This is a genomic window from Exiguobacterium sp. s122 (genome assembly GCF_018618475.1).
GTDB classification, from domain to species: domain Bacteria; phylum Bacillota; class Bacilli; order Exiguobacteriales; family Exiguobacteriaceae; genus Exiguobacterium; species Exiguobacterium himgiriensis.
Map to the genome: position 1 here is coordinate 184,924 of NZ_JACSMD010000002.1, position 22,047 is coordinate 206,970.

Annotated in this window: 24 protein-coding genes; 9 read left to right on the forward strand and 15 right to left on the reverse strand. The window is 52.1% G+C overall.

Translation table 11 applies throughout. The features are described 5' to 3' along the window. Positions 1 to 3 precede the first annotated feature (3 nt). The 5 genes from KNP92_RS11685 to KNP92_RS11705 form a co-directional block, all read right to left on the reverse strand. Entirely contained in the window at positions 4 to 1,854 is a 1,851-nt protein-coding gene (locus KNP92_RS11685) for a beta-glucoside-specific PTS transporter subunit IIABC (RefSeq protein WP_214840720.1), read from the reverse strand. A gap of 100 nt (positions 1,855 to 1,954) precedes the next feature. After that, complete coding sequence (licT, locus tag KNP92_RS11690) at positions 1,955 to 2,806, reverse strand: BglG family transcription antiterminator LicT (RefSeq protein ID WP_214840722.1); 852 nt, start codon at positions 2,804 to 2,806, stop codon at positions 1,955 to 1,957. A gap of 211 nt (positions 2,807 to 3,017) precedes the next feature. Next, entirely contained in the window at positions 3,018 to 3,767 is a 750-nt protein-coding gene (locus KNP92_RS11695; RefSeq protein WP_251136559.1) for an AAA family ATPase, read from the reverse strand. A 41-nt stretch (positions 3,768 to 3,808) separates the two neighbouring features. Continuing rightward, on the reverse strand, positions 3,809 to 4,516 hold the full coding sequence (locus KNP92_RS11700) for a hypothetical protein (RefSeq protein ID WP_214840724.1): 708 nt from the start codon (positions 4,514 to 4,516) through the stop codon (positions 3,809 to 3,811). Positions 4,517 to 4,598: 82 nt separating this feature from the next. After that, positions 4,599 to 6,509, reverse strand: coding sequence for an endonuclease MutS2 (locus KNP92_RS11705; RefSeq protein WP_214840726.1), 1,911 nt, complete (start codon positions 6,507 to 6,509; stop codon positions 4,599 to 4,601). Positions 6,510 to 6,985: 476 nt separating this feature from the next. Here KNP92_RS11705 and KNP92_RS11710 point away from each other — a divergent pair, with 476 nt between their 5' ends. Genes KNP92_RS11710 through nagE form a run of 3 tightly spaced genes read left to right on the forward strand, consistent with a single transcriptional unit; the run spans position 6,986 to position 9,808 of the window. Then, entirely contained in the window at positions 6,986 to 7,456 is a 471-nt protein-coding gene (locus KNP92_RS11710) for a PTS sugar transporter subunit IIA (RefSeq protein ID WP_251136560.1), read from the forward strand. A gap of 19 nt (positions 7,457 to 7,475) precedes the next feature. After that, complete coding sequence (locus tag KNP92_RS11715; RefSeq protein ID WP_214840728.1) at positions 7,476 to 8,324, forward strand: PRD domain-containing protein; 849 nt, start codon at positions 7,476 to 7,478, stop codon at positions 8,322 to 8,324. Next, on the forward strand, positions 8,321 to 9,808 hold the full coding sequence (nagE, locus tag KNP92_RS11720) for an N-acetylglucosamine-specific PTS transporter subunit IIBC (RefSeq protein WP_214840730.1): 1,488 nt from the start codon (positions 8,321 to 8,323) through the stop codon (positions 9,806 to 9,808). Before KNP92_RS11715 ends, nagE begins: the two co-directional genes overlap by 4 nt. Positions 9,809 to 9,875: 67 nt before the next feature. Here the strand turns inward: nagE and htpX are convergent, their stop codons facing one another. Beyond that, positions 9,876 to 10,760 carry a zinc metalloprotease HtpX gene (htpX, locus tag KNP92_RS11725; RefSeq protein ID WP_214840958.1) on the reverse strand — a complete coding sequence of 295 codons (885 nt, stop codon included), beginning with the start codon at positions 10,758 to 10,760 and terminating at the stop codon, positions 9,876 to 9,878. Positions 10,761 to 10,775: 15 nt separating this feature from the next. Next, positions 10,776 to 11,321, reverse strand: coding sequence for a LemA family protein (locus KNP92_RS11730; RefSeq protein WP_214840732.1), 546 nt, complete (start codon positions 11,319 to 11,321; stop codon positions 10,776 to 10,778). A gap of 214 nt (positions 11,322 to 11,535) precedes the next feature. Between KNP92_RS11730 and KNP92_RS11735 the strand changes: the two genes are divergently transcribed. Then, entirely contained in the window at positions 11,536 to 12,717 is a 1,182-nt protein-coding gene (locus tag KNP92_RS11735; RefSeq protein ID WP_214840735.1) for an amidohydrolase, read from the forward strand. A 12-nt stretch (positions 12,718 to 12,729) separates the two neighbouring features. On the opposite strand, the gene KNP92_RS11740 is transcribed toward KNP92_RS11735, so the two are convergent. The 5 genes from KNP92_RS11740 to KNP92_RS11760 all read right to left on the reverse strand — a co-directional run bounded on the left by KNP92_RS11740 (position 12,730) and on the right by KNP92_RS11760 (position 16,495). Then, positions 12,730 to 14,052, reverse strand: a complete 1,323-nt coding sequence (locus KNP92_RS11740) for a hemolysin family protein (RefSeq protein WP_214840737.1) — start codon at positions 14,050 to 14,052, stop codon at positions 12,730 to 12,732. A gap of 78 nt (positions 14,053 to 14,130) precedes the next feature. Then, positions 14,131 to 14,601 carry a DMT family transporter gene (locus KNP92_RS11745; protein WP_214840739.1) on the reverse strand — a complete coding sequence of 157 codons (471 nt, stop codon included), beginning with the start codon at positions 14,599 to 14,601 and terminating at the stop codon, positions 14,131 to 14,133. Positions 14,602 to 14,612: 11 nt separating this feature from the next. Further along, the gene (locus tag KNP92_RS11750) at positions 14,613 to 15,290 is read right to left on the reverse strand and encodes a Crp/Fnr family transcriptional regulator (protein ID WP_251136561.1); all 678 of its coding nucleotides are present in this window, start codon (positions 15,288 to 15,290) and stop codon (positions 14,613 to 14,615) included. 7 nt (positions 15,291 to 15,297) lie between these two features. Next, on the reverse strand, positions 15,298 to 15,723 hold the full coding sequence (locus tag KNP92_RS11755) for a DMT family transporter (RefSeq protein ID WP_214840741.1): 426 nt from the start codon (positions 15,721 to 15,723) through the stop codon (positions 15,298 to 15,300). A gap of 112 nt (positions 15,724 to 15,835) precedes the next feature. Beyond that, entirely contained in the window at positions 15,836 to 16,495 is a 660-nt protein-coding gene (locus KNP92_RS11760; protein ID WP_214840743.1) for a type 1 glutamine amidotransferase domain-containing protein, read from the reverse strand. 381 nt (positions 16,496 to 16,876) lie between these two features. Here KNP92_RS11760 and KNP92_RS11765 point away from each other — a divergent pair, with 381 nt between their 5' ends. Next, positions 16,877 to 17,983 (forward strand): glycerol dehydrogenase, encoded by a 1,107-nt coding sequence (locus KNP92_RS11765; protein WP_214840745.1) that lies wholly within the window; start codon positions 16,877 to 16,879, stop codon positions 17,981 to 17,983. 24 nt (positions 17,984 to 18,007) lie between these two features. Here KNP92_RS11765 and KNP92_RS11770 read toward each other — a convergent pair whose 3' ends face one another. Both KNP92_RS11770 and KNP92_RS11775 read right to left on the reverse strand, forming a co-directional pair. Continuing rightward, a complete protein-coding gene (locus tag KNP92_RS11770; protein WP_214840747.1) occupies positions 18,008 to 18,472 on the reverse strand; it encodes a hypothetical protein in 465 nt (154 codons plus the stop codon). 58 nt (positions 18,473 to 18,530) lie between these two features. After that, entirely contained in the window at positions 18,531 to 18,749 is a 219-nt protein-coding gene (locus tag KNP92_RS11775; RefSeq protein WP_214840749.1) for a hypothetical protein, read from the reverse strand. Between the two features lie 200 nt (positions 18,750 to 18,949). Between KNP92_RS11775 and KNP92_RS11780 the strand changes: the two genes are divergently transcribed. Together KNP92_RS11780 and KNP92_RS11785 are read left to right on the forward strand one after the other, a co-directional pair. Beyond that, complete coding sequence (locus tag KNP92_RS11780; RefSeq protein WP_214840751.1) at positions 18,950 to 19,786, forward strand: M15 family metallopeptidase; 837 nt, start codon at positions 18,950 to 18,952, stop codon at positions 19,784 to 19,786. An 81-nt stretch (positions 19,787 to 19,867) separates the two neighbouring features. Then, positions 19,868 to 20,203, forward strand: coding sequence for an antibiotic biosynthesis monooxygenase (locus KNP92_RS11785; RefSeq protein ID WP_214840753.1), 336 nt, complete (start codon positions 19,868 to 19,870; stop codon positions 20,201 to 20,203). Here the strand turns inward: KNP92_RS11785 and KNP92_RS11790 are convergent. Beyond that, positions 20,186 to 20,887, reverse strand: a complete 702-nt coding sequence (locus tag KNP92_RS11790; RefSeq protein WP_214840760.1) for a CBS domain-containing protein — start codon at positions 20,885 to 20,887, stop codon at positions 20,186 to 20,188. The genes KNP92_RS11785 and KNP92_RS11790 overlap by 18 nt on opposite strands. A gap of 112 nt (positions 20,888 to 20,999) precedes the next feature. Between KNP92_RS11790 and KNP92_RS11795 the strand changes: the two genes are divergently transcribed. Continuing rightward, the gene (locus KNP92_RS11795) at positions 21,000 to 21,731 is read left to right on the forward strand and encodes an AzlC family ABC transporter permease (protein ID WP_214840762.1); all 732 of its coding nucleotides are present in this window, start codon (positions 21,000 to 21,002) and stop codon (positions 21,729 to 21,731) included. Further along, on the forward strand, positions 21,728 to 22,027 hold the full coding sequence (locus tag KNP92_RS11800; RefSeq protein WP_214840764.1) for an AzlD domain-containing protein: 300 nt from the start codon (positions 21,728 to 21,730) through the stop codon (positions 22,025 to 22,027). Before KNP92_RS11795 ends, KNP92_RS11800 begins: the two co-directional genes overlap by 4 nt. Positions 22,028 to 22,047: the final 20 nt, after the last annotated feature.

Genomic DNA, 22,047 nt, shown 5'->3' on the forward strand with positions numbered 1-22,047 from the left:
CTTTTAAGCTAAGACGCGCAAGACGTCATGATTTGGTTCGACGACCCCGACATGTGTCGGCAAGACGTCTAAATAATTCCCTGTGTTGGTGACGATGACCGGCGTAATCGTGTCATAACCGGCTTTTACAATCGCCTCTAAATCGAACGTGACGAGCACGTCCCCTTCTTTCACACGTTGCCCGTTCTCAACGTGTGACTCGAAATGTTGCCCTTCGAGCTGAACGGTATCGAGCCCGACGTGAACGAGTACCTCGACTCCGCTGTCTGAGCGGAGACCAATCGCATGTTTCGACTGGAAAATCGTGACGACTTCCCCATCAAACGGTGCGTAGACGACGCCCTCACTTGGCATAATGGCGATACCTTTACCCATCGCCCCGCTTGAGAACACTTCGTCCCGTACCGTGTCGAGTGCGACCACTTCTCCTTTTACCGGTGAAGAGACAGGTGTGCCGACGTGATCGGTCAAGACCGGTGCCGGTTCAACGCGCGGCGTTTCTGTCGGTGCCACTTCTTTATGCAACACGAATGTCAAACCGAACGAGACGACCGTCGCGACGACCATCCCAATGAGTGCCCCGTAAAACGTCATGTCGAGACCGGTTGCTGGAATCATGACCGGGACGCTGAAGACACCGAGTCCACCCATCGCGTACGCCGCCGTACCGAGCATCCCACCGACGACACCACCGGCCGCCCCGCCAATCATGCCGAAGACGAACGGCTTTTTCCGTGGAAGGGTCAAACCGTAAATCGCTGGCTCCGTGATGCCGAACACACCCGCGATGGAAGAGGAAGTACCGAGCCCTTTCGTTTTCGGATCGCGCGCTTTCACGGTGATGGCGAGCGTGGCGCCGACTTGACCGAACGTCGCCATGAGCACCCCGACGACGATGGTATCCATTCCGACGACGGCTAAGTTGTTGATGATGATGGGGACGAGTCCCCAGTGGAGACCGAACATGACGAGCACTTGCCAAAAGGCACCAATGAACGCGATGGCGACGATCGGGCTCAATCCGTATAGGAACGAGTAACTGTTCGCAAGCCCTTGGCTTGCATACGTCGCGACAGGTCCAATTGCAAGGAACGTAAGTGGCACGACGATGAGGAGTGCCATCATCGGCGTCGTAAAGTTTCGGACTGCCTCATGCGTCCGCTTATTGAAGAATGTCTCCACTTTTGACGAGACGTACGTCGCCAAGATGATTGGAATGACCGAAGACGCATAACTCATCAACACGACCGGTAAATTGAGAAACGTGAGCGTCTCGCCCGCACCTTGCATCGCGACGATGGCCGGATAGACGAGCGCTCCCCCGATAATCATCCCGATATACGGGTTCCCACCGAATTTCTTCGCTGCCGAGTGTCCGAGGATGACCGGGAGGAAGTAGAAGAGGGCATCGGCCGCTGCGTTCAAGACGATATACGTCCCCATGTCTTGTGTGAGGAGACCGAGGGCGACGAGAATCGCAAGTAACCCTTTCAACAACCCGCTTCCGGCCATCGGACCGAGAATCGGAGTAAAGATGCCGGCGATGATATCAATCAGACGATTGAAGACACCTGTCTTCTCTTCTTCCTCATTCGATGACGTTTGAAAACCTCCAGCTGCGACGACATCCTGATAGACGTACGGCACGTTGTTGCCAATGACGACTTGGAACTGGCCGCCGCTTTGGACGACCGTGATGACGCCATCGTGTTGTTTGAGCGTCTCGGGGTCGGCTTTTCGTTCATCTTTCAATTTGAAGCGTAATCGTGTCGCACAGTGAAACACGCTTTTGACGTTGTCTTTTCCTCCGACGTGACGAATGATGTCGTCGGCGAGGGCCTTGTATTGGCTCATCTTGCTCACTCCTTCAATTTTAGGTAAAAAGAAAAACCTAAATGAACGTCTACATCGCGTAGCGTCATTTAGGTTTGGCCTGCATCATCAGTAACCATCCTTAGGATCGTCGTTCTTTCATTAAGTTTTCGATGTGGATCATCATGTAGAGCCGTTCATCGGTCGACACCTCATAGTTGTACTTCGAGGCAATCAAGCCTGCGATTTTCTCGACGCATTCATAGGCGTCCGGATAGCGCAACTTCACCATCTCAAACAGCGTCTCATCGCCTCCGGTTTTCATTGGCTCTTTCGAGGCGAGCCGTTGGACGAAATATTTGAGATGGGTCAAAAATCGAGAGTAGGCGTGTGACTCTTCATCCAAGTCGATTTGAAAATGATACGTAATAATCGTGAGAATCGCTTGGGTCGCTTTCGTCATCTCGGTGACGAGGTGTAAGTTCTCTCCCTTCGCACCGGACATCGTCGCATTGACAAGATGAAGGGCGATGGCGACTGCCTCGTCTTCATCGAGGATGACGTCGTGTCGCTCATTGATGAGCGCGACCGCCTCTTTCCCGATTGAAAATTCAGGTCCATAAAACCGTTTCACTTCCCAAACGAGCGGGTTTCGGATGACGATTCCATCGCGATAACGGCTGAGAGCAAAATGGATATGGTCGGCAAGCGTCACGTAAAGCGAGTCGTGCACCGTCTTCGCTAGCTTTGTTTCGGCGAGTTTGACGATGTGCTTGACTGTCTCCATCTCCTCATCCGGCATCTCATTTAAAAAATGGACGAATCGTTCATGGCTCTCTTTACTCTCGAGCGTAAAGATTTTTTCGATTCGCGCTTGGTCAATCGCATCACCCGGTCGTTTTTGGAACGCAATGCCTCGTCCCATGACGACTTGTTCTTGACCGTTCGCTTGAATCGCCACGACGTTGTTGTTGAACACTTTTGAAATGTGCATGGAATCTTGTCACCTCCGCTCAGGGTCGATTGAAAAGAAAAAAACCTAAATTCACACCGGTCCCCTAAAGTTGGATGAACGGCATCAATTTAGGTTTTGCCTGCATGACCAGTAACAATCCCAAAGTGGATTTTCTTCTTCTCGTCCTTAGCATACTCCGTTGATATCTTGACGTCAACATAAAAATAAAACGCTTACACGGTGACCGTTTTTATTCGAACAGGATGCGTTGCATCCGCTCCGGCGCTGCCAAAAAGTCACGCATGACCCGGACGTGCTCGAGCTCATCGAACGATGTCGGCTCAAGTCCTCTCTCGACTTGGAGAATGGTGGCGTCCGGATAGGACATGAGGATTGGTGAATGGGTCGCGATGATGAATTGGCTCCCCGACTGCACGAGTTCATGCACCCGCGCGAGCATCGTCAATTGCCGCATCGGTGACAAAGCGGCCTCGGGCTCATCTAAAATATAGAGCCCGCGCCCCCTGAAGCGATGCAACATAAGCGACAGGAACGCTTCTCCATGCGACTGCTCGTGTAAGGAACGTCCACCGTACGATGCGTAAAACCGTTCCGGGTCCGGACTCGTCCGTGCGATTTCATCGACGTAGCTCGATAGTTGATACGCCGTCTCGGCGCGAAGGAAAAAGCCATCTTCCGGCCGATACGCACCTCGGATCGGGCGAAGCGCTTCGAACAACGAACTGTGTGTCGAGTCGGTCTCGAACCGAAATGAAGTCGCTCCACCTTCCGGATTGAACCCAGCCGCGATGGCCATTCCTTCAATCAACGTCGACTTGCCGCTCCCGTTCTCTCCGACGAGAAACGTGACCGGTTGGGTGAGTGTCAACTCGTCAAACCCTTGAAAAATTGGAAGCGAGAACGGGTAGCCATCGTCTTTGATTCGGTCCCGTTCTAAGCGCATCCCGCGCAAATAAAGTATCATCTCATCTTGCTTCATTCTTGTTCTCTCCTTGCCCTTCGTTTTCCATATACTTCTGCTTATAAAATCAACAAAAGTGCTGAATATCCGACAAGTCCAAGTGCGAATGCACGAAAACTACTATCACGCTCGCGCGGCAACTCTTCTTTCATGACGTTCAAAATAATCCCCCCGGCCAAAAACGCGACGATGATGGACAACGTCAATTCGTCGAGTCCCGAGAACGCTCCGATTCCCCACCCTGCAAGGACAGAGACAGATAATAAGAGCCGACCCTTATGATCATACGTCGTTTTATGATGATGACGCAGCCCTTGGTCCACCGTGATGAAATGGATGCCTAAGGCGAGGAAATAAAGCGTCATCGTCCAAGCAGAATCGAATTCTGACTCGGCTAGAACGTACCCGATGCTGAAGTTATAGAAGACGAACAGGGCCATATGAAGCCAAAATACATTTCCGCTCTCCCGTTTGTTCATCTCGGTCGCTAAACGCTCAAGACCGTAAAACACGGCCAGGCCGAACATGCTGATGACGAGAATATGGTTTTCAATCGAAGCAAAGATCCCACTTTCTAGATGCCCCTCCAACTGCTCTTGATATTCATTCAATTCAGGCAATAAGTGTAAGAAAACATATGCGACAGCGACACCGCCCGCCAGAGATAAGAAGCGGCTACGCGGCGTCTCCCGCACATGAATCAAATTCCCCGAGAAATAATGGATGAGGGCAAACCCGACTGCAAACATGAAACTCAACAGGAACATAACGTCTACCTCCCAAGGTCATCCGAGAGCAAACTGGCACTCCCGGTCTTTGTTTCTTACCCGAGAGGCTTGCCCAATACACTCATTCGCCTCGTTCGGCCCGTTGCCGTGCCCGAATCTCTTTCTCGACGCGACGGAGCGCCTTTTTCGAACCTCGGGCAAAGTCATGGGCATCTTTTCGCTCACGGTAGTCGACGAATAACGTCTCGAGGTCGTAACCGGCTGGATATAAATCGCTCGCTTTTGCCTCAAGCCGGACACGGCGAAGCGGATGGTCACTGAACGCACCGTCGACATGGACGGTGACGTGGCGTAACGCGTCGTCCATCTCATACACGAGTCCGATTTGATTCGTCTCGAGCAGGCGGACCCGGTCGCCTTTCTCAAGGCGTTGATTCGGTTCGATGACCGGCCGGACGACTTCTTGTGTCAGTCGTGATGAATCGACGAGTGACTGATCATACGTTTTATCATGCATGTAGCGTTCCGCTTGCTTCAAGATCGACGTGGGCAGTTTCATTTTCCGCGCGATGAACAAGGCGTTGCTGTCGCCGGACTGTCCAATCAACAATCGATATTTCGGCTCGAGCGTGTCCGGATCGAACTGCATGGCGGCGTTCATGAAGTCCGGATGGGTCTCCGAATACGCCTTGATTTCCCCGTAATGCGTGGAAGCGACGACGAGACAGCCGCGTTTGTACGCTTCTTCTAAAATCGCGATGGCGAGCGCAGCCCCTTCGTTCGGCTCGGTCCCGCTCCCGATTTCATCGAATAGAAGGAGTGACCGTTTCCCCGCCTTCTGCATGATGCTCGAAACGTTATGCATGTGGGCCGAGAACGTACTGAGCGCCGACCCCATATCCTGGTTGTCCCCGATGTCGACGAAGATGTCGTCAAACGTCGAGACGTCCGTGTCCGGATGCGCTGGGACATGAAGTCCGCTCATCGTCATCAAACTGAGCAGGCCGATCGTCTTCAAGACGACCGTCTTCCCGCCGGCGTTCGGACCGGTGATGATCAGACCGCGATACGTCTCACCGAGCGAAAAGTCGAGCGGGACCGCGCCTTCAAGAAGCGGGTGGCGGACTTGCTTTAAACGGATTTTTCCGATGGCGTTCACACGCGGGGCAATGCCATCGATGGCTTGGCTATACTTCCCTTTCGCGAACACCATATCGTATTGGGCAATGACGTCGAGCGTCGCCTCGACGGACGGTAACGCTTCTGTCACCATGCCGGTGAGCGTGGCGAGCACTTGGTAGATTTCGACCGCTTCCTCGGTTCGTTTGACGACGAGTTCTGCGTTTAGTTTCGCTACCGCTTCGGGCTCGATGAAGACGGTCGTGCCACGGCTCGACGTGTCGACGATCGTTCCTGCGATTTTGTGCTTATATGAGGCCTTGATTGGAATCGTGAACCGGTCCTGTTTTTTCGTCACGAAACCGTCTTGAATCGCTTCCCGGTTCGCCGCACTCTTCAAGAACTTACTCAATCGCTCCTCGATTCTTCCTTCGAGAATCTCGATTTGCTTACGGACACGCTTCAATTCTTTTGATGCGTCGTCGACGACACGGCCCCCACGAATCGCGGCCGTGATGTCTTCTTCAATTTGACGCCATTCGCTCATCTCATCGGCGTACGCGGACAAGAGCGGGGCGAAGAACGTCTGCTCCGTCATAAATCGCTTCAGCTTCCGTGCGCCGCGGAAAAATTCGGCGACTTCTTCTAATTCGCTCGCCTCGAGCTGAATCCCGCGGCTGATTTTCCCGATGAGGGGTTCCATCGCGGACACCCCGATGAACGGAACGTGCGATGTGGCGTCGAGAATCGCGCGCGCTTCTGTCGTCTCTTGGAGCCGTTTTTTCACTGTTTGAAGATGGCTCGTCGGCCGCTGGTTTCGTAACAGCCTCCGTCCAAATCCACTAATGCAGTAGCGTTCGATTTGTTGAATAAGTTCGTTGAATTGCAATTTATCTAATGTTTGTTCGTTCATGGGACTCTCTCCTTAAATGTGATAGAGATACCGCGCAAACAAAAAGCGTCGGCCGATGACGACCAACGCAAAAAGACAGACCGGTGTCTGGCAGTTTATGAAGGGCGATATCTGTAACAGAACATGAAGGCATGACAAAAACGCGTGTCATCCAACATTTTTCAGTTCGTTAGGCAGATACGACCTCACTCATTAACATGCAACACCTTTCTCATTCAGTTTCGCCCTAACTATACAACAGATTTCAAGAGAAGTAAAATTTCTAGAGAACGCTTTCAAATTAGGTCTTGCTATCTATTGTACCCCGTGCTATCTTGAGGGTGACGAAACGAATAATGATCACATGTGACTGATACGATCAGGCATGGGGTAAGACGAAAGGCTCACGCCATCAGTCTATACTCCATGCCTGTTTTGTTTTTTCACAATCATTTTGGAAGCGAAAGGATGAACTGAAGATGTTATTGAATAAGTGGATGAAGAGACATACACTGACACTTTATGCACCCATGGAAGGAGACATTATTCCACTTGAGGAAGTGAGCGACCCGGTTTTCAGTGAGAAGATGATGGGCGATGGGATTGCGATTATGCCGACTGACGGGACAGTCGTCGCGCCGGCAAAAGGGACTATCGTCCAAGTCGCACCGACGAAGCATGCGATCGGGATTCGCACCGAGGATGGTGCTGAAATTTTGATTCACGTCGGTCTTGATACGGTCGAACTTGCGGGTGGCCCGTTCACCGTCCACGTGAACGTCGACGAGTCAGTGGAGGTTGGTCAACCATTGCTCACCGCGAACCTCGAACAGATTCATCAAGCAGGGAAAGACACGGTCACACCGATGATTGTCACGAACGGTGGCGAGCTGAAAGAACCGTATGTCTTCCATGCAGGCGGTCCTGCCCTTTCAGGCAAGACGGTCGTCGCTCAAGCGGAACAATGACTCCTCGATAGGAGGAACCATGTTAAAAATCAAAAAGATCTTGAACAATAATGCGGTCATCGTATCAGACGACGGTGAAGAGAAGATTGCCATCGGTCCCGGTGTTGCGTTTAAGAAAGCACGCAACGACATCGTCAATCCGCATAAAATCGAAAAGCTGTTCGTCATGTCGGAAGGTGACAAGTTCCAACAACTATTGAGCCGCATCCCCGTCGAACACTTTACGATTTCTGAAGAGATTATCAGTCATGCGGAAAAACGGCTCGAGACGACGTTTAATGAACATATCCACGTTGTGTTGACCGATCACATTTCGTTCGCCATCGAACGTGAACAAGAAGGCATCTCACTTCGGAACAAACTATTGAACGAGATAAAAATTTTGTATCGTAACGAGTATGAAATCGGCCTCTGGGCGATTCAACACATCGAGGATAAACTCGGGGTGAAGATGCCGAAAGATGAGGCCGCCTTCATTGCGCTCCACATTCATACGCTTAAAGTGAAAGGAGGTGATTTACGCAAGACGGTCAAACAGACGACGATCGTACGAGATATGATTCAATCGATTTCACGACGACTCGACCTCTCTATCGAAGAAGATGACTTATCATACCAACGTTTATTAACTCATTTACGATTCGTCATGGATCGGGTCAACCATTACGATCACCACACGATTGACGAAGACATGTTAAAAATGATTCAAACAAAATTTTCGTCGGCTTATACGTGTGCGTCTGATGTCGCAACCGAAATGGAAGACTTATACGGCATCGTCTTGCCCGAATCAGAGCTTGGTTATATTACGCTCCACATTCAACGCCTGCAAGACCAACACCATCAAAAAGGAGGACATTCACAATGATGAACTTTTTACAACGTCTCGGACGTTCCCTCATGTTGCCAGTTGCAGTACTTCCGGCAGCGGCCATTCTCATGGGGATTGGTTACTGGATTGACCCAGTCGGCTGGGGTTCTGAAAACATTGCTGCCGCATTCTTAATTAAAGCCGGTGCAGCCATCATCGATAACATTCCAATTCTCTTCGCCGTCGGGGTCGCCCTCGGGATGGCGAAAAACCGTGACGGTTCGGCCGCCCTTAGTGGTCTCGTCGCTTTCCTCACGGTCACGACGCTTCTTTCTGCGGGAACGGTCGCCCTATTCCAAGGAGTCGACGTCGAAGCCGTCAACCCAGCGTTCGGTAAAATCGCCAACGCCTTCGTCGGTATTCTCTCAGGGATTGTCGCCGCACAAATGTATAACCGTTTCAGCCACGTGAAATTGCCAGACGCCCTCGCGTTCTTTAGTGGAAAACGTCTCGTTCCAATCATGACGGCGTTCTCGATGATTCTCGTTTCCGTTGCCCTCTACTTCATTTGGCCGGTCGTCTATTCTGGACTTGTCGGCTTTGGTGAATCGATTTCACGCCTCGGTGCGTTTGGTGCCGGTCTTTACGGATTCTTTAACCGTCTTTTAATTCCGACGGGTCTTCATCACGCCTTGAACTCTGTGTTCTGGTTTGATGTCGCAGGAATTAATGACATCGGAAACTTCTGGTCAGGCGAAGGCGAGAAAGGGATTACAGGGCGCTACCAAGCCGGATTCTTCCCAATCATGATGTTTGGTCTCCCGGCAGCAGCACTCGCCATGTATCATACAGCGAAAACAAAGCGGAAGAAACAAGCGGCATCGCTCCTTCTTGCCGCAGCGTTCGCTTCGTTCTTCACAGGTGTTACCGAGCCACTTGAGTTCTCGTTCATGTTCCTCGCACCAGTCCTTTACCTCGTGCACGCCGTCTTAACCGGAATTTCGCTCTTCGTTGCGGCGACGTTCCAATGGACAGCTGGATTTGGATTTAGTGCTGGTCTCGTCGACTTTGTGCTCAGCTCACGGTTGCCGCTCGCGAACCAACCGTATATGTTGCTCGTCCAAGGTCTCGTCTTCGGTGCCATTTACTACGCTATTTTCCGCTTCATGATTGTCAAGCTCAACTTGGCAACACCAGGTCGTGAATCGGATGAGGCGGTCGATGCCGTCGCAACGGAGACAGCGCCTGAAGGCGAAACGAAAACAGCGCCAGTCGCAGCGGGTGGTCAATACTCAGCCATGGCTGCAATGATTTACGACGGACTCGGTGGCGATCAAAACGTCACAGGCATCGAGTCTTGCGTCACACGTCTCCGTGTTGATGTAAAAGACATGGATACGGTCGACCAGACACAAATCAAGAAAGCAGGCATCCCTGGTATCAAGGTTGTCAGCCCGAACCACATTCAAGTCATCGTCGGTACGAACGTGCAGTTCGTTCTCGAAGAGATTGAAAAACTCCGCGGCCACCGTGCCGGATAAACGACGAAAGCCACCTCATGCGAGGTGGCTTTTCCTATGGATGATGCATCACGTAAAACCATTAACGTTACATCTGACGCAACCGGTTGATGCGTTCAACCGGATTCGGGTGTGTGGACAGCAGGCCGCTAATCTTTTTCTTCATCGGGTCGGAGAAATAGAGCGGTGCTGATGCGCTCGACGCTTCTTTAACCGGCGTCTCCACGTTCGCAATCTTCTCGAGCGCCGAAGCGAGCGCTTCCGGATTACGCGTCAACTCGGCCCCGCTCGCATCCGCTAAAAATTCGCGGTTTCGGGAGATCGCCAAGTTGATGAGCGTCGCAAGAATCGGTGCGAGAATAAGCAACACGAGCCCGACGATTAGAAGAATCGGGTTTTGATTGTTGTCCCGCCGGCCGCCCACACTCCGAAAGAACAACATCCGCGAGCCGATGTCACTCATGATGGCGATGACCGAGACGAGCGCGAGCGTGACCGTCGAGAGACGGACATCGTAATTCTTAATGTGTGCCACCTCATGGGCGATGACCCCTTCGACTTCTTCCCGCGTCAGACGGTCAAGGAGTCCGGTCGTGACCGCGACGGCCGCTTTCTCTGGCTTGAGTCCGGTCGCGAACGCGTTCGGTGACGGGTCGTTAATAATGAACACGCGCGGCATCGGTACGCGGGCAACCATCGCCATGTTCTCGACCGTATGCCATAAGAAGCGATGCTGTTCGACCGAAGTGATCTCTTTCGCATGGTTCATCCGCATGACGATGCCCGTGCTCGACATGATGACGATGCCGACATAAAACAATGAAAAGACCGGTGTGAAAATAAGTCCTGGCAAAGCATCCCCGTAGTTGATGTACGAAATCGCTGCCCCAACGAGCAAAACGAATAAGACGAACCCGGTGACGATGAACACCGTCTTCACTTTGTTTTTACGAATTTGTTCATAGAGGAGCATCGCTGGCACCTCGCATTAGAACGAGACGCGAACGTTCTCGCGTTCTTCCTCTCGTGCCTCGAGCATGTCACGCTTCTCAAAATGATGGAGCGAGGCGATGACGTTTGTCGGCACCGATTCGATTTTCGTGTTATATTTCATGACCGTGTTGTTATAAAGCTGGCGTGAATAGGCGATTTTATTTTCCGTTTGCGTCAATTCTTCTTGCAGCACCTTGAAGTTCTCGTTCGCTTTCAAGTCCGGATACGCTTCGCGAAGCGCAAACAGATTTTTCAATGCGCCGCTCAACTGATCGTTAATTTCCATTTGTTCTTGTCGCGTCGATCTGGCTCCCATTTGATTGCGGAGTTCGACGACTTTTGCGAGCGTCTCCTGTTCATGTTTCGCGTACCCTTTCACCGTCTCGACCAAGTTCGGAATCAAGTCGTAGCGACGTTTCAGCTGCACATCGATTTGAGCCCACGCCTCATCGACCCAATTTCGATACTTCACAAGACCGTTGTAGGCCGAGAAATAAATGACAGCCAACAAGATGACGACACCTAATCCAATCCATAACATATTCCTGCACCCCGTTTCTTGAATTTACTGCTGTTCTAATTCCCGTTCCTCGTATACGATAAGCTTATCTTTTACAAAAATAAGGAAAAGACACAGGTTAGGCGAAAACGCGTCATACGCTGTTTGGGACGGACGAGCACGTACAGAACGAGTTGACCGTTCATACCCGCTACACATTGGATTGACTATCATATCTAGGATTGGAGTGTTCTCGATGTTTGTCACAACGCTTGATGCCCGACTGACTGATTTATATGAAGAGATGGTGACGCTACGCCGTCATTTCCACCAACATCCTGAACTCTCATTCGAAGAGCAAGAGACACCTCGCTTTATCGCACGTTATTTACGTGACCTCGGCCTTGACGTCCGCGAAGGGGTCGGCGGCAATGGTGTCGTCGGGCGAATCAAAGGGGGGAACGGACCGACGATTGCGTTTCGGGCTGACTTTGACGCGTTGCCGATTCAAGATTTGAAGGACGTCCCGTACCGCTCAAAAGTGAACGGCGCGATGCACGCGTGTGGCCATGATGCTCATACGGCATCACTTCTCGTGCTCGCCAAAGTACTTGCTGAGGCTGAGTTGCCTGGAGACGTCGTCTTGATTCACCAGTTCGCCGAAGAGCTCGCTCCCGGTGGCGCCAAACCGATGATTGAAGACCATTGTCTCGACGGTGTCGACTATATATACGGCGTGCATATTTGGACACCGCTTCCGTTCGGGACGATTGGGGTCAAGACCGGTCCCATCATGGCGGCAGCCGACCGTTTCGAGCTGACGATTAAAGGCAAGGGCGGTCACGGGGCCATCCCGCACCATACGATTGATTCGCTCATGGTCGGCGTCAACGTCGCGAGCCAGCTTCAACAAATTGTGAGCCGTCGCGTCGACCCGCTCGAACCGGCCGTCTTGACCATCGGTACGTTCGAGTCGGGACAGGCGTTCAACGTCATTGCAGATGAAGCCCGTCTTTCTGGAACGGTCCGCACCTTTAGTCCGGATACCCAAACCCGAATCATCGGAGACATAGAGCGCATCATCGCGACGACATGTGCCGGTGCAGGGGCTGAGTACGAGTTGAACTACATCCAAGGTTATCCTGCTGTGATCAATCATCCGAGGGAGACAGAGCACGTACGTCGTTCGGCCGCGCATGTGGTCGGCGATGCCGGTGTCGTTGAGATGTCTCCGCTCATGGTCGGGGAAGATTTTGCTTATTACTTGCAACACGTACCGGGCAGTTTCTTTTTTGCTGGTGCCGGCAATCCGGAGCGTGATGCGATTTTTCCGCATCATCATCCTCGCTTTGACATCGATGAACGGGCGATGTTGCATATGGCACGTATTTTGATGAACGCCGCGTTCGAAACGTGGGAAACGACAAAAGAGGAGTAACGCGACATCGCGTTACTCCTCTTTCTCTTCTGGAAGAATGGAAATCAGGACTTGGTCAACCCGTTTCCCATCCATGTCGACGACTTCAAATCGAAGACCGTACGCCTCGACGACGTCTCCACGGGTTGGGAAATCACCGAGCGTGTAGATGACGAGCCCGGCGAGCGTGTGATACGCGCTTCGTCCTTCGTCAAATCGCTCATCCCGAATGCCGAGCGTCCGCTTTAAGTCCTCAATGCTGAGGAGGCCGTCGGCTAAATACGTGCCGTCTTCACGACGAACGACGTCAGGCGTCTCTTCTTCAATCATCACTTCCCCGACTATTTCTTCGAGAATATCGAACAACGTGACCAGTCCAAGAAAGCCACCGTATTCGTCTAAAACGAAGGCGATCGGTGAACCGGTCTGTTGCATCATCTGAAGGACTTGGCTCGCTTCCCGTTGTTTCGGGACGACGAGCGGCTGTTTGATTCGTTTCAAAAGATCTGTCGGGGCCGCGAGTTCTGGCAACATTAACACGTCACGGAGATCGACATAGCCGACGAACTCATCGAGTGTGCCGCGTCCGACAGGAAGTTTGTTATGTTTGCTCTCGTATACAGCGGCTTTGATATCTGCCATCGAGTCTTCTAAATCAATCCATTCGAGCGTCGTCCGCGGCTGCATCAGCTCGTAAATCAATTGGTCATGAAACGCAAACACGCGCTCGACTTGCTGCACTTCTTCGTGCGCGAACTGTCCTTGCTGCGCACCTTCGAATAAGAGTTGCTTGATTTCAAGCTCCGTCTCCCCGTCTGAGCGTTTCGCCTTCAATCCGAGCAGTTTGAATAAGAACAACGTCGATTTCGATAAAATCCAAATGAACGGTCGCATCACTTTACTGAACAAATCGAGTGCGGGGATAATCGCCATCGTCACCCGTTCCGGTGCAACGAGCGCGATTCGTTTCGGTACGAGTTCGCCGATAATGAGGGAGAGATACGTGATCATCGTGACAACGAGGACATAACCGACCGTTGAAGCCGATTGTGCGCTCATGCCAAGCTGTTCAAACGCATCCCCGACCGGTGTCGAGAATCGGGCGCCCCCGTAGGCACCGTTGATGATTCCAATCAACGTGATGCCGACTTGGACGGTCGAGAGCAGGTCCGTCGGGTCTTTTGAGTACTTCAAAGCGATTTGTGCGCTCCGCTTCCCTCGATTCGCCTCGACCTCAAGCTTCGAAGGCTTCGATGAAATCAGTGCAATTTCAGTCATCGCGAAAATCCCGTTCAACACGATTAAAAACAAGACAATCATCAAGTCAATCCATATGGAAGAGCCCACCGTATTCATCACCTCTATAGTTATTTCGGTTCATAGAACCTATCATACGTCTCTGTACCCGTTTTATGCACGAAAAAAGCCACTCCTTCAAGCGGCTTCCTTCATCGATTCACGCGCGAGCGCTGTGGCTTGTGACTGCTTGAAGAGGACGACGCCAAACAGCAAAATCATCAACCCGATGACTTGTCCGGGTGACAACGTAAGTTGCGGCATACCGAACGCACCGAACAAGTCGACGCCAAGCGCCCAAATCAATTGTGACACGAGGATGACCGAGACCGCCAACGTCGGTCCGAGTAGCTGGATGCTACGCATGACGCAAAAAACGACCCCAACCCCGAGCAAACCACCGAGCGCATAGACAGGTGAGATATCACGAAGCCCGCTAAGATTGCCGCCGAACAAAAGGAGCGGGACGAGGGATCCGACGAGGCCGACGATGAAGACGAGTACGGTCGTTGCCCACGCACCGAGATGGACGTTCATTTTTGCATTGACGGCCGCTTGCACGCTGATGAAGGCGCCCGCGACGGCCGAACAGATGATTCCAATAATCATGAAAACTCTCCTTACTCATAGAGCATGCCATTCGCACGCTGCTTTAATCGTTCCATATCCAAAATTTTGACTTGCTTGCGCGTCCGTTCGACGAGACCTTCATCTGCGAACGCCTGTAACGTCCGGTTCAAATGCCGATAGCTCGTCCCGAGCCATTCAGCGACTTCTTTTCGCTTCAACTGACTCATCTCAGATTGGAACAAATCGTTTCCGGCTTCACTGAGCGAGACGAGATAGCCGGCGAGTCGTTCCTCGAGCGTCGACATCAAGTGGTTCGACGAGGCATTCGCTTCAATGAAGAGCTTTTCTGACACGCCACGAAGCAAATGTTCGGTGAAGGCAATCGTTCGGTTGTGTGTTTTCAACACCTCAAACGGGATACGTAGGCATACGACCGTTCCGACCGCCTCGACGGTATGGAGCACGTGGCGTCCGCTCGCATATTCGATATCGCCAATTAGTGTCGGGGCCGCCTTCAAGCGAAGTAAACGCAACTTGCCTTCTTCACTGAGCGTATAGATTTTGACACGCCCTTCTAAGACAACGAACAACGAATCAATCACGTGATCATTCGCGCAAAGCATCGTTCCCGAGGAGAACGTGACGATTGAGGAAGCAGCGAGTGTCTGCTTTGAAAACAAATGTTGCCACCCGAGCCGTTGTAACGCCGCCTCTACTTTCATTTTCATCTCCTCCTCATGTGAATGTATAGACGCCGATGCCGATGACCATCAGGCTGAGTCCGATGACCTGCCCGCCGGTGACTGGTTTTTTGGTCACACCGAACCATCCGTTCGAATCAATCAAAAACGCCCCAATCAATTGGGCAACGAGGAGGACACAAATCGCCCACGTCACACCGAGCTGTTGAATGGCGGTCAATTCGCCAAAGACGACAAAGACGCCAAAGAGTCCGCCTAGACTGTAGTACCAAGGCACCCGTCGGAATGCGGTCATGTCCCCATCACGCTTGAAGGCGTAGATGAGTAACGCCAACATCAGGCCGATCAAATGGACGATCGTGACCGATAGCCAGGCGCCGACTGCATAGCCGAGTTTAGCGTTGAAGATGCCCTGTAACGCGATGAACGTGCCCGAGAGCACCGCAAAGATGATTCCCATTCCTACTCCTCCTGTCTCTTCGTCTGACTGTACGGGAGAATGGAACGTTTGAAAAGGACATATGTCCGAAAAAAAAAGACAATCTAGGCGACTGCCTAGATTGTCTATCCTGTTAGTCGAGCAAATTGACGACTTCTTCTGCGACCCGTTCGGATGATTGCGGGTTTTGCCCTGTGACGAGACGGTCATCGACCGCGACGTTGACCGTCCAGTTATCGGCCCCATCGAACTTGCCGCCTTTCTCGCGAAGTGCCGATTCAAGTAAGAACGGCACGGCGGATTCGAGTTGCATCTCCCGCTCTTCTGCATCGGTGAAGCCGGTCACGCGTTTGTCTTTCACGAGCGGCTCCCCATTGCTCAAGTTGACGTTGACGAGTCCGATCGGTCCGTGACAGACGGCCGCGACCACGTTTCCACTCTCATAGACGTTCCGCACGACGCGTTGAAGCGTCTCATTGTTCGGGAAATCGACGACCGTGCCATGCCCGCCTGGCAAGAATACGGCATCATACGAATCGTCTGCGACTTGGTCGAGTCGGACCGTGTTTTTCAATAACGTTTGTGTATTTAAAACATCTTGTGACAAGCCGTCCTCTAGGCTGTTCGCATCGATTGGCACGTCGCCGCCCTCGATACTCGCGACCGTCACTTTATATCCTTGTTTTTCAAATTGGAGATAGGGTGCGGCGAACTCTTCAAGCCACAGTCCCGTATCATGACCGTTCTGTAGTTTATTGGCAGACGTCGCGATGATCAATACATGTTTAGACATCGTTCATTCCTCCTTCAGAAAGTAACATACGAAATAGTTGTTCCCCGTCTCTTCTCCTTCAAACCATCAATCACGCGTTAAATGAGAACGTGCCTTTTTTTAGACCAGGTACTTTTTTAGGAACGGGAACCTTTAAACGAGCGGCTATACTGAACCCATCAGCTCATAGGAGGAGTCGTCATGACAAAAACGATACTCGATTGGGGGTTTCTTGCCGTTGCCGCTTTGATTGTGTTACTCGTCGTCATCGGAAGTTTAGGATGCCTACGGTGACCGTTTCGTTCACGGAGCTGTCACGCGAATACCTGTTTACTACAAGCCCGAAATCGGGAACATCTTTACTGTTGTCGATTGCCATTTCACTTCGAAAGGATGTTGATTATGTCAGAACGCGTTTTCATCAGTCCAGCCAAGTATGTGCAAGGGAAGAACACGATTGACCAGATCGGGAAACATGTAGGTCACTTCGGCTCGAAAGCCTTGTTAATTGCCGACGATATCGTCTGGCGGATTATCGGGGATCGCGTGAGCGCCGCACTTTCCGCAAGCGATGTCGAGACGGAGAAAGCAGACTTTGTCGGAGAGGCGTCTCGTCACGAGATTGAACGCATCGCCGCTTCCGCGAAAGAGAATCACGTGTCGTTTGTCATTGGTATGGGCGGTGGTAAAACGCTCGATACAGCAAAAGCCGTCGCGGACGAACTCGACGCTCGCATCGTCATCGTTCCGACGATCGCCTCGACGGACGCCCCAACGAGCGCCCTCTCCGTCATCTATACGGATGAAGGGAACTTCGAGACGTATCGTTTCTATAAGAAAAATCCAGACCTCGTGCTCGTTGATACGAAATTGATTGCCGAAGCGCCAGCCCGTTTCCTCGCCTCAGGCATCGCGGACGCCCTCGCGACATGGGTCGAGGTGCGTAGCGTCCTCGCGTTCGGTGGGAAGACGATGGCAGGCGGTGTGCCGACGATTGCGGCGGAAGCGATTGCGAAACGCTGCGAGGAAGTACTATTTGACTATGGAATCCTGGCGTACGAATCGGTGCAGGCGAAGGTCGTCACACCAGCGCTCGAGGCGGTCGTCGAAGCGAACACGCTCTTGAGCGGACTCGGCTTCGAAAGCGGCGGATTGGCCGCGGCCCACGCCATCCATAACGGATTCACAGCGCTCGATGGGGACATCCACCATTTGACTCACGGGGAAAAGGTCGCCTTCGGCACGCTCGTACAGCTCGCACTCGAAGGACGGACACAAGAAGAATTTGAGCGGTACGTCGCGCTCTATATGGCGCTTGATTTACCGGTCACGCTCGAAGACGTGAAATTGAAAGACGCCTCCCGAGAAGACATCCTGAAAGTCGGACAAGCGGCCACCGCAGAAGGCGAAACGATTCATAGCGGCTTTGATGTCACACCCGATGACGTCGCGGACGCCATTATCGCGGCCGACCGGTACGCCCGTTTGTATCAAGCGAAGCTCCGCTAACGAAAACGAGGATCAGCGCCCAGGCTAATCCTCGTTTTTTTGTTTCGGGGAGATGATGAACGTCAAGGCGATGCCGATGACCATACAACTAACGGTAAGGACAAAGAAGGTCAGTTGATTCGCATAGATGATATTCGTGAATTGATTCCATCCCGTCGCATAGGCTGCATTCATCGATTCCTGAATCCCGTCACGGAGCGCGTTCGCTTGATTCGCATTGACTATCAGCGCGAACACCGCCATGGCGATGCCACCAATCATGAGTCCAACCCGACCGAGCGGATGGACCGCTTGCACTGTTCGACGTGCGAGTCGGATTGTGATCCAGACGAACAACAGTGCGAACGGCCAGCCGATAAGGAGGACGAGCACGTACGGATTTCCTTCCCCAGCCGGTTCCGTATACGATGCCGTCATTGTCTCACCGAGTTTGAATAGAATGAATGTGATCAGCGTGATGATAAACCACGCTTTGATTAACTTTTCCATGACTTCACCTCGCCCCCAGTATAACAAAACACCGTATGCCTCGGCACACGGTGTTCCATCACGACTTCGGACGAATCGCGTAATAAATCAGGATGACGAGCCACGTCCAGATTCCGGTGAAAATCCCAAGAATCCCGACAATGAAGAATCCAAGGGGAATCATCGATTTCGTGCGATTGTAATCTTTCCACATGTCCGATAGCCCTTTGATGTTGAAATACAAAAAGGCAAAGAACAAGATGAGCAGTAAAAGCGGTAAGCCGAAGATGAGTTCCATACGATCACTCCTTTCTTGTCCCGACCGTTCTCGATAGTTCAAGTGTAACGCGCTCATGCATACGGCGCATCGGGCTGCGGCCGTATGCAGGTGTGGTCATGAGGCGGATACGCTTGTACTCTATTCCCTAAATACTTCTCTTTTCAACATTTGAAATAAAGGGAAAACAGAATTATCAATCAAGAAGGAGGATGACCGTCATGAAACGCATCGTCGCGCTCCTCATCGTCTGCTTCATGGTTAACCTCTCTGTCACAGCCGCCACAACTACGACGACTGCCGGCTATACGGTACAATCTACGAAACTGTATGGACGTGCGCTCCAAACGTCACCGGTTCTGAAAACACTTCCGACGAACACGCCGGTGCAGTACGCCGTGTATAACCGAAGTTGGTCGAACGTCTATATCGGCAGTACCCGCTACTTCACTCCGTCCACGAACCTGAAAGCTGGCATCCCGAAACTTTCCTCCACCGAACGGCTTCGTCTCGTCAACAAACAGTATGGCCTGTCCAAAACATACCGCTCGTCTCAACTCGTACCGCTTACAATCCCGACTGTTTATCAAAAAGGGAGCGAACGGACGCTCATGGCTGCCGAGGCCGCTCACGCGCTCGCTCGGCTCTATTACGATGGTCGGAAGCAAGGCCATACACTTTATGCTCTGAGCGCCTATCGTTCGTACAGCACACAACAGTCGATTTACACGTACTGGGTCAACACGCGCGGGACGACATACGCCTCGCTTTATGTCGCCCGACCTGGTCATAGCGAGCATCAGACCGGCCTCGCCGTCGATATGACGAGCCAACGCATGCAGATGGGACTCGCTGCCTCGTTTGACCAGACACCAGAAGGAAAATGGATGTTGGCCAACGCCCATCAGTACGGATTCATCGTTCGTTATCCGAAAGGAAAAGAAGCAATAACCGGCTATAACTATGAGCCCTGGCATCTGCGCTATGTTGGTGTCAACGAGGCGACGACGATGAGACAACAGAATTGGACGTTTGAAGAGTGGTGGGCGAAGCGTTGACGTCGAGCAGGAAGCGATAAATCAGAGCCGACTTCACGCTATACTAAAAGATGTACGACACTTGTGAAGGGGGAATTGAAGATGTGGATTGTGATGAACAAGTTGGACGTGGAAAAAGGGAAGGTCGAGGCGGTGAAAGCCCGTTTCGAGACGACGAAAGGAATCGAATCGATGGATGGGTTCATTCGTATGCAAGTGTTGACCGACACATCGGATGAGACAAAAGACCAAGTCGTCATCATGACGACTTGGCGTGATGCGGCGAGCTTTGAGAACTGGCTTGAGAGCGGGGCTTATAAACATGCCCACAAAAAACGGGACGACGGCACGTCAGAAGTGAAGCCGGTCGTCCTTGGGAACACCGTCAGTCAATATGAGGTCGCCATCGAACACGGTGCCTCAGCCGATCACATATAAAATGTCTTGCGGACGAATGATGCCGAGGAGCGGCTCATCCGTTTCGCCGGTCGCCGTGACGAGGAGCGCGTCGAGACGTGCTCCTTCTTTCATGTTCACAAAATGATGATGTGCTTCGATCACGGATGTGGCTGCAGCGATGAAACGGTACCGATGAATGTGGGGGTCATGATGGAGCACGTGGCTCACGAGCACCCCGTCCAAAGCGATGTGTGCGTCATGCGCTGATTCGGCGAGCCAACTCGTCACGCCTTTTTTCGTCAACAAGCCGAGCCACGAGCCATCGACGTTGTAAATCGGGAACTGGGAGTAGTTCTCATTCCGAATCGCCCGCAACACATCTTGGAGTGGCGCGTCCGCCCGAAATGTCGTCACCTGCTTTTGAAACAACGGGATGACGAGCTTCGGATGCAGCAGCTCCCGCTCCACTTCAAGAATCAAGTCGACTAATGAATCATGTGGCTCTGCAATAATGAAGTCGGGTTCTCGCCGCTCATGGACGATGGCGTTGCGCAACTGGCTCATCTGGTGTAAGTCTTCTTTATAGCGTTCGATGATTGGATTTTGTTTTGCGAGACGATTGACCATGTTGCTGAAACTAAAATGTTTGCCGTCCCCCATCTCCCGGCTTAAATAGTCTTCAATCCGGTGATAGGATGCGATAAATTCTTCTGCTCTACTCATACATGTCACCACCTTATCGCCTATCTATACCCTTAATTCATCCATTCGAGCAGGAAAAGTGCGCCCTATCCCGAATGAGAAAACATCCAATCTACCGAAAGGAGGGGCGTCGATGGCGACTCCACTTCAACACGCAGAACGTCTTTCGAACAAAATGGCGTTCCGCTCCGGCATACGTGCCGGGATCCCCGTCGCGGTCGGTTATATTCCGATTGCCATCGCGTTCGGTCTGCTTGCGAAATCGTTTGACATGCCAAACGTGATCACATTGGCGATGTCCCTTTTGATTTTCGCCGGAGCGAGTCAATTTATCGGCATTCAATTGATTATGGCCGGGGCGATGTATTGGGAAATCGTGCTGACGACGTTCATTTTGAACTTGCGTCACTTTCTCATGTCTGCTTCTTTATCACAACGACTCGAGACAACATCGAATCGCTTCCTCGCAGCCGTCGCGTTCGGAGTGACCGACGAGACGTTCAGTGTCGCTTCGGTTCGCGACGAGGCGACACGGGGCCATTTCATTCTAGGTCTAAACAGCATCGCCTTTTTGGCCTGGAACGTTGGCACATGGATTGGCGTATTTCTCGCGTTCGGCTTGCCTATGGAACTCCAGGCGAGTATGGGCATCGCTTTATACGCCATGTTCATCGGATTGCTCGTCCCGAGCTTGACGCGTAAGCCGGTCCTCGTCGTGGTCGGCATAGCGGTAGCCGCGCAGAGTGTTCTCCATTGGGGGGTCTCGCCTTTCGTTCCACTATCGTCCGGACTCAGCATCATCCTTTCGACATTTATCGCGGCCGGGACAGGCGCACTTCTTTATCGTGAGGAGGACACGCCATGATCAGTTTATTGCTACTCGTCGTGGTGATGGCGCTTGTGACGTATATTCCTCGGCTCTTCCCGCTGCTTTGGTTAAAAAACGTAGCGTTAACTCCGCTTTTGAAACGATTTCTATTGTTTACGCCCTACGCGGTGCTCGCGAGCCTCATCTTTCCTGGTCTCTTGACGGCGACGAATACCGTCTCGTCTGCACTGATTGGGGGTGCAGTGGCGGTCTGCTTAGCGTTACTCCGTGTGAATCTCGTTTTCGTCGTACTCGGCGGAATCGCCGGCGTGTATATACTAGAGGTTTTGTGATAAACGAAAAGAACTGTCCC

Coding starts and splice junctions, on each gene's coding strand:
- KNP92_RS11685 (WP_214840720.1), bottom strand. CDS start 1,854: ATGAGCCAATACAAGGCCCTCGCCGACGACATCATTCGTCACGTCGGA.
- licT (WP_214840722.1), bottom strand. CDS start 2,806: ATGCACATTTCAAAAGTGTTCAACAACAACGTCGTGGCGATTCAAGCG.
- KNP92_RS11695 (WP_251136559.1), bottom strand. CDS start 3,767: ATGAAGCAAGATGAGATGATACTTTATTTGCGCGGGATGCGCTTAGAA.
- KNP92_RS11700 (WP_214840724.1), bottom strand. CDS start 4,516: ATGTTCCTGTTGAGTTTCATGTTTGCAGTCGGGTTTGCCCTCATCCAT.
- KNP92_RS11705 (WP_214840726.1), bottom strand. CDS start 6,509: ATGAACGAACAAACATTAGATAAATTGCAATTCAACGAACTTATTCAA.
- KNP92_RS11710 (WP_251136560.1), top strand. CDS start 6,986: ATGAAGAGACATACACTGACACTTTATGCACCCATGGAAGGAGACATT.
- KNP92_RS11715 (WP_214840728.1), top strand. CDS start 7,476: ATGTTAAAAATCAAAAAGATCTTGAACAATAATGCGGTCATCGTATCA.
- nagE (WP_214840730.1), top strand. CDS start 8,321: ATGATGAACTTTTTACAACGTCTCGGACGTTCCCTCATGTTGCCAGTT.
- htpX (WP_214840958.1), bottom strand. CDS start 10,760: ATGCTCCTCTATGAACAAATTCGTAAAAACAAAGTGAAGACGGTGTTC.
- KNP92_RS11730 (WP_214840732.1), bottom strand. CDS start 11,321: ATGTTATGGATTGGATTAGGTGTCGTCATCTTGTTGGCTGTCATTTAT.
- KNP92_RS11735 (WP_214840735.1), top strand. CDS start 11,536: ATGTTTGTCACAACGCTTGATGCCCGACTGACTGATTTATATGAAGAG.
- KNP92_RS11740 (WP_214840737.1), bottom strand. CDS start 14,052: ATGAATACGGTGGGCTCTTCCATATGGATTGACTTGATGATTGTCTTG.
- KNP92_RS11745 (WP_214840739.1), bottom strand. CDS start 14,601: ATGATTATTGGAATCATCTGTTCGGCCGTCGCGGGCGCCTTCATCAGC.
- KNP92_RS11750 (WP_251136561.1), bottom strand. CDS start 15,290: ATGAAAATGAAAGTAGAGGCGGCGTTACAACGGCTCGGGTGGCAACAT.
- KNP92_RS11755 (WP_214840741.1), bottom strand. CDS start 15,723: ATGGGAATCATCTTTGCGGTGCTCTCGGGCACGTTCATCGCGTTACAG.
- KNP92_RS11760 (WP_214840743.1), bottom strand. CDS start 16,495: ATGTCTAAACATGTATTGATCATCGCGACGTCTGCCAATAAACTACAG.
- KNP92_RS11765 (WP_214840745.1), top strand. CDS start 16,877: ATGTCAGAACGCGTTTTCATCAGTCCAGCCAAGTATGTGCAAGGGAAG.
- KNP92_RS11770 (WP_214840747.1), bottom strand. CDS start 18,472: ATGGAAAAGTTAATCAAAGCGTGGTTTATCATCACGCTGATCACATTC.
- KNP92_RS11775 (WP_214840749.1), bottom strand. CDS start 18,749: ATGGAACTCATCTTCGGCTTACCGCTTTTACTGCTCATCTTGTTCTTT.
- KNP92_RS11780 (WP_214840751.1), top strand. CDS start 18,950: ATGAAACGCATCGTCGCGCTCCTCATCGTCTGCTTCATGGTTAACCTC.
- KNP92_RS11785 (WP_214840753.1), top strand. CDS start 19,868: ATGTGGATTGTGATGAACAAGTTGGACGTGGAAAAAGGGAAGGTCGAG.
- KNP92_RS11790 (WP_214840760.1), bottom strand. CDS start 20,887: ATGAGTAGAGCAGAAGAATTTATCGCATCCTATCACCGGATTGAAGAC.
- KNP92_RS11795 (WP_214840762.1), top strand. CDS start 21,000: ATGGCGACTCCACTTCAACACGCAGAACGTCTTTCGAACAAAATGGCG.
- KNP92_RS11800 (WP_214840764.1), top strand. CDS start 21,728: ATGATCAGTTTATTGCTACTCGTCGTGGTGATGGCGCTTGTGACGTAT.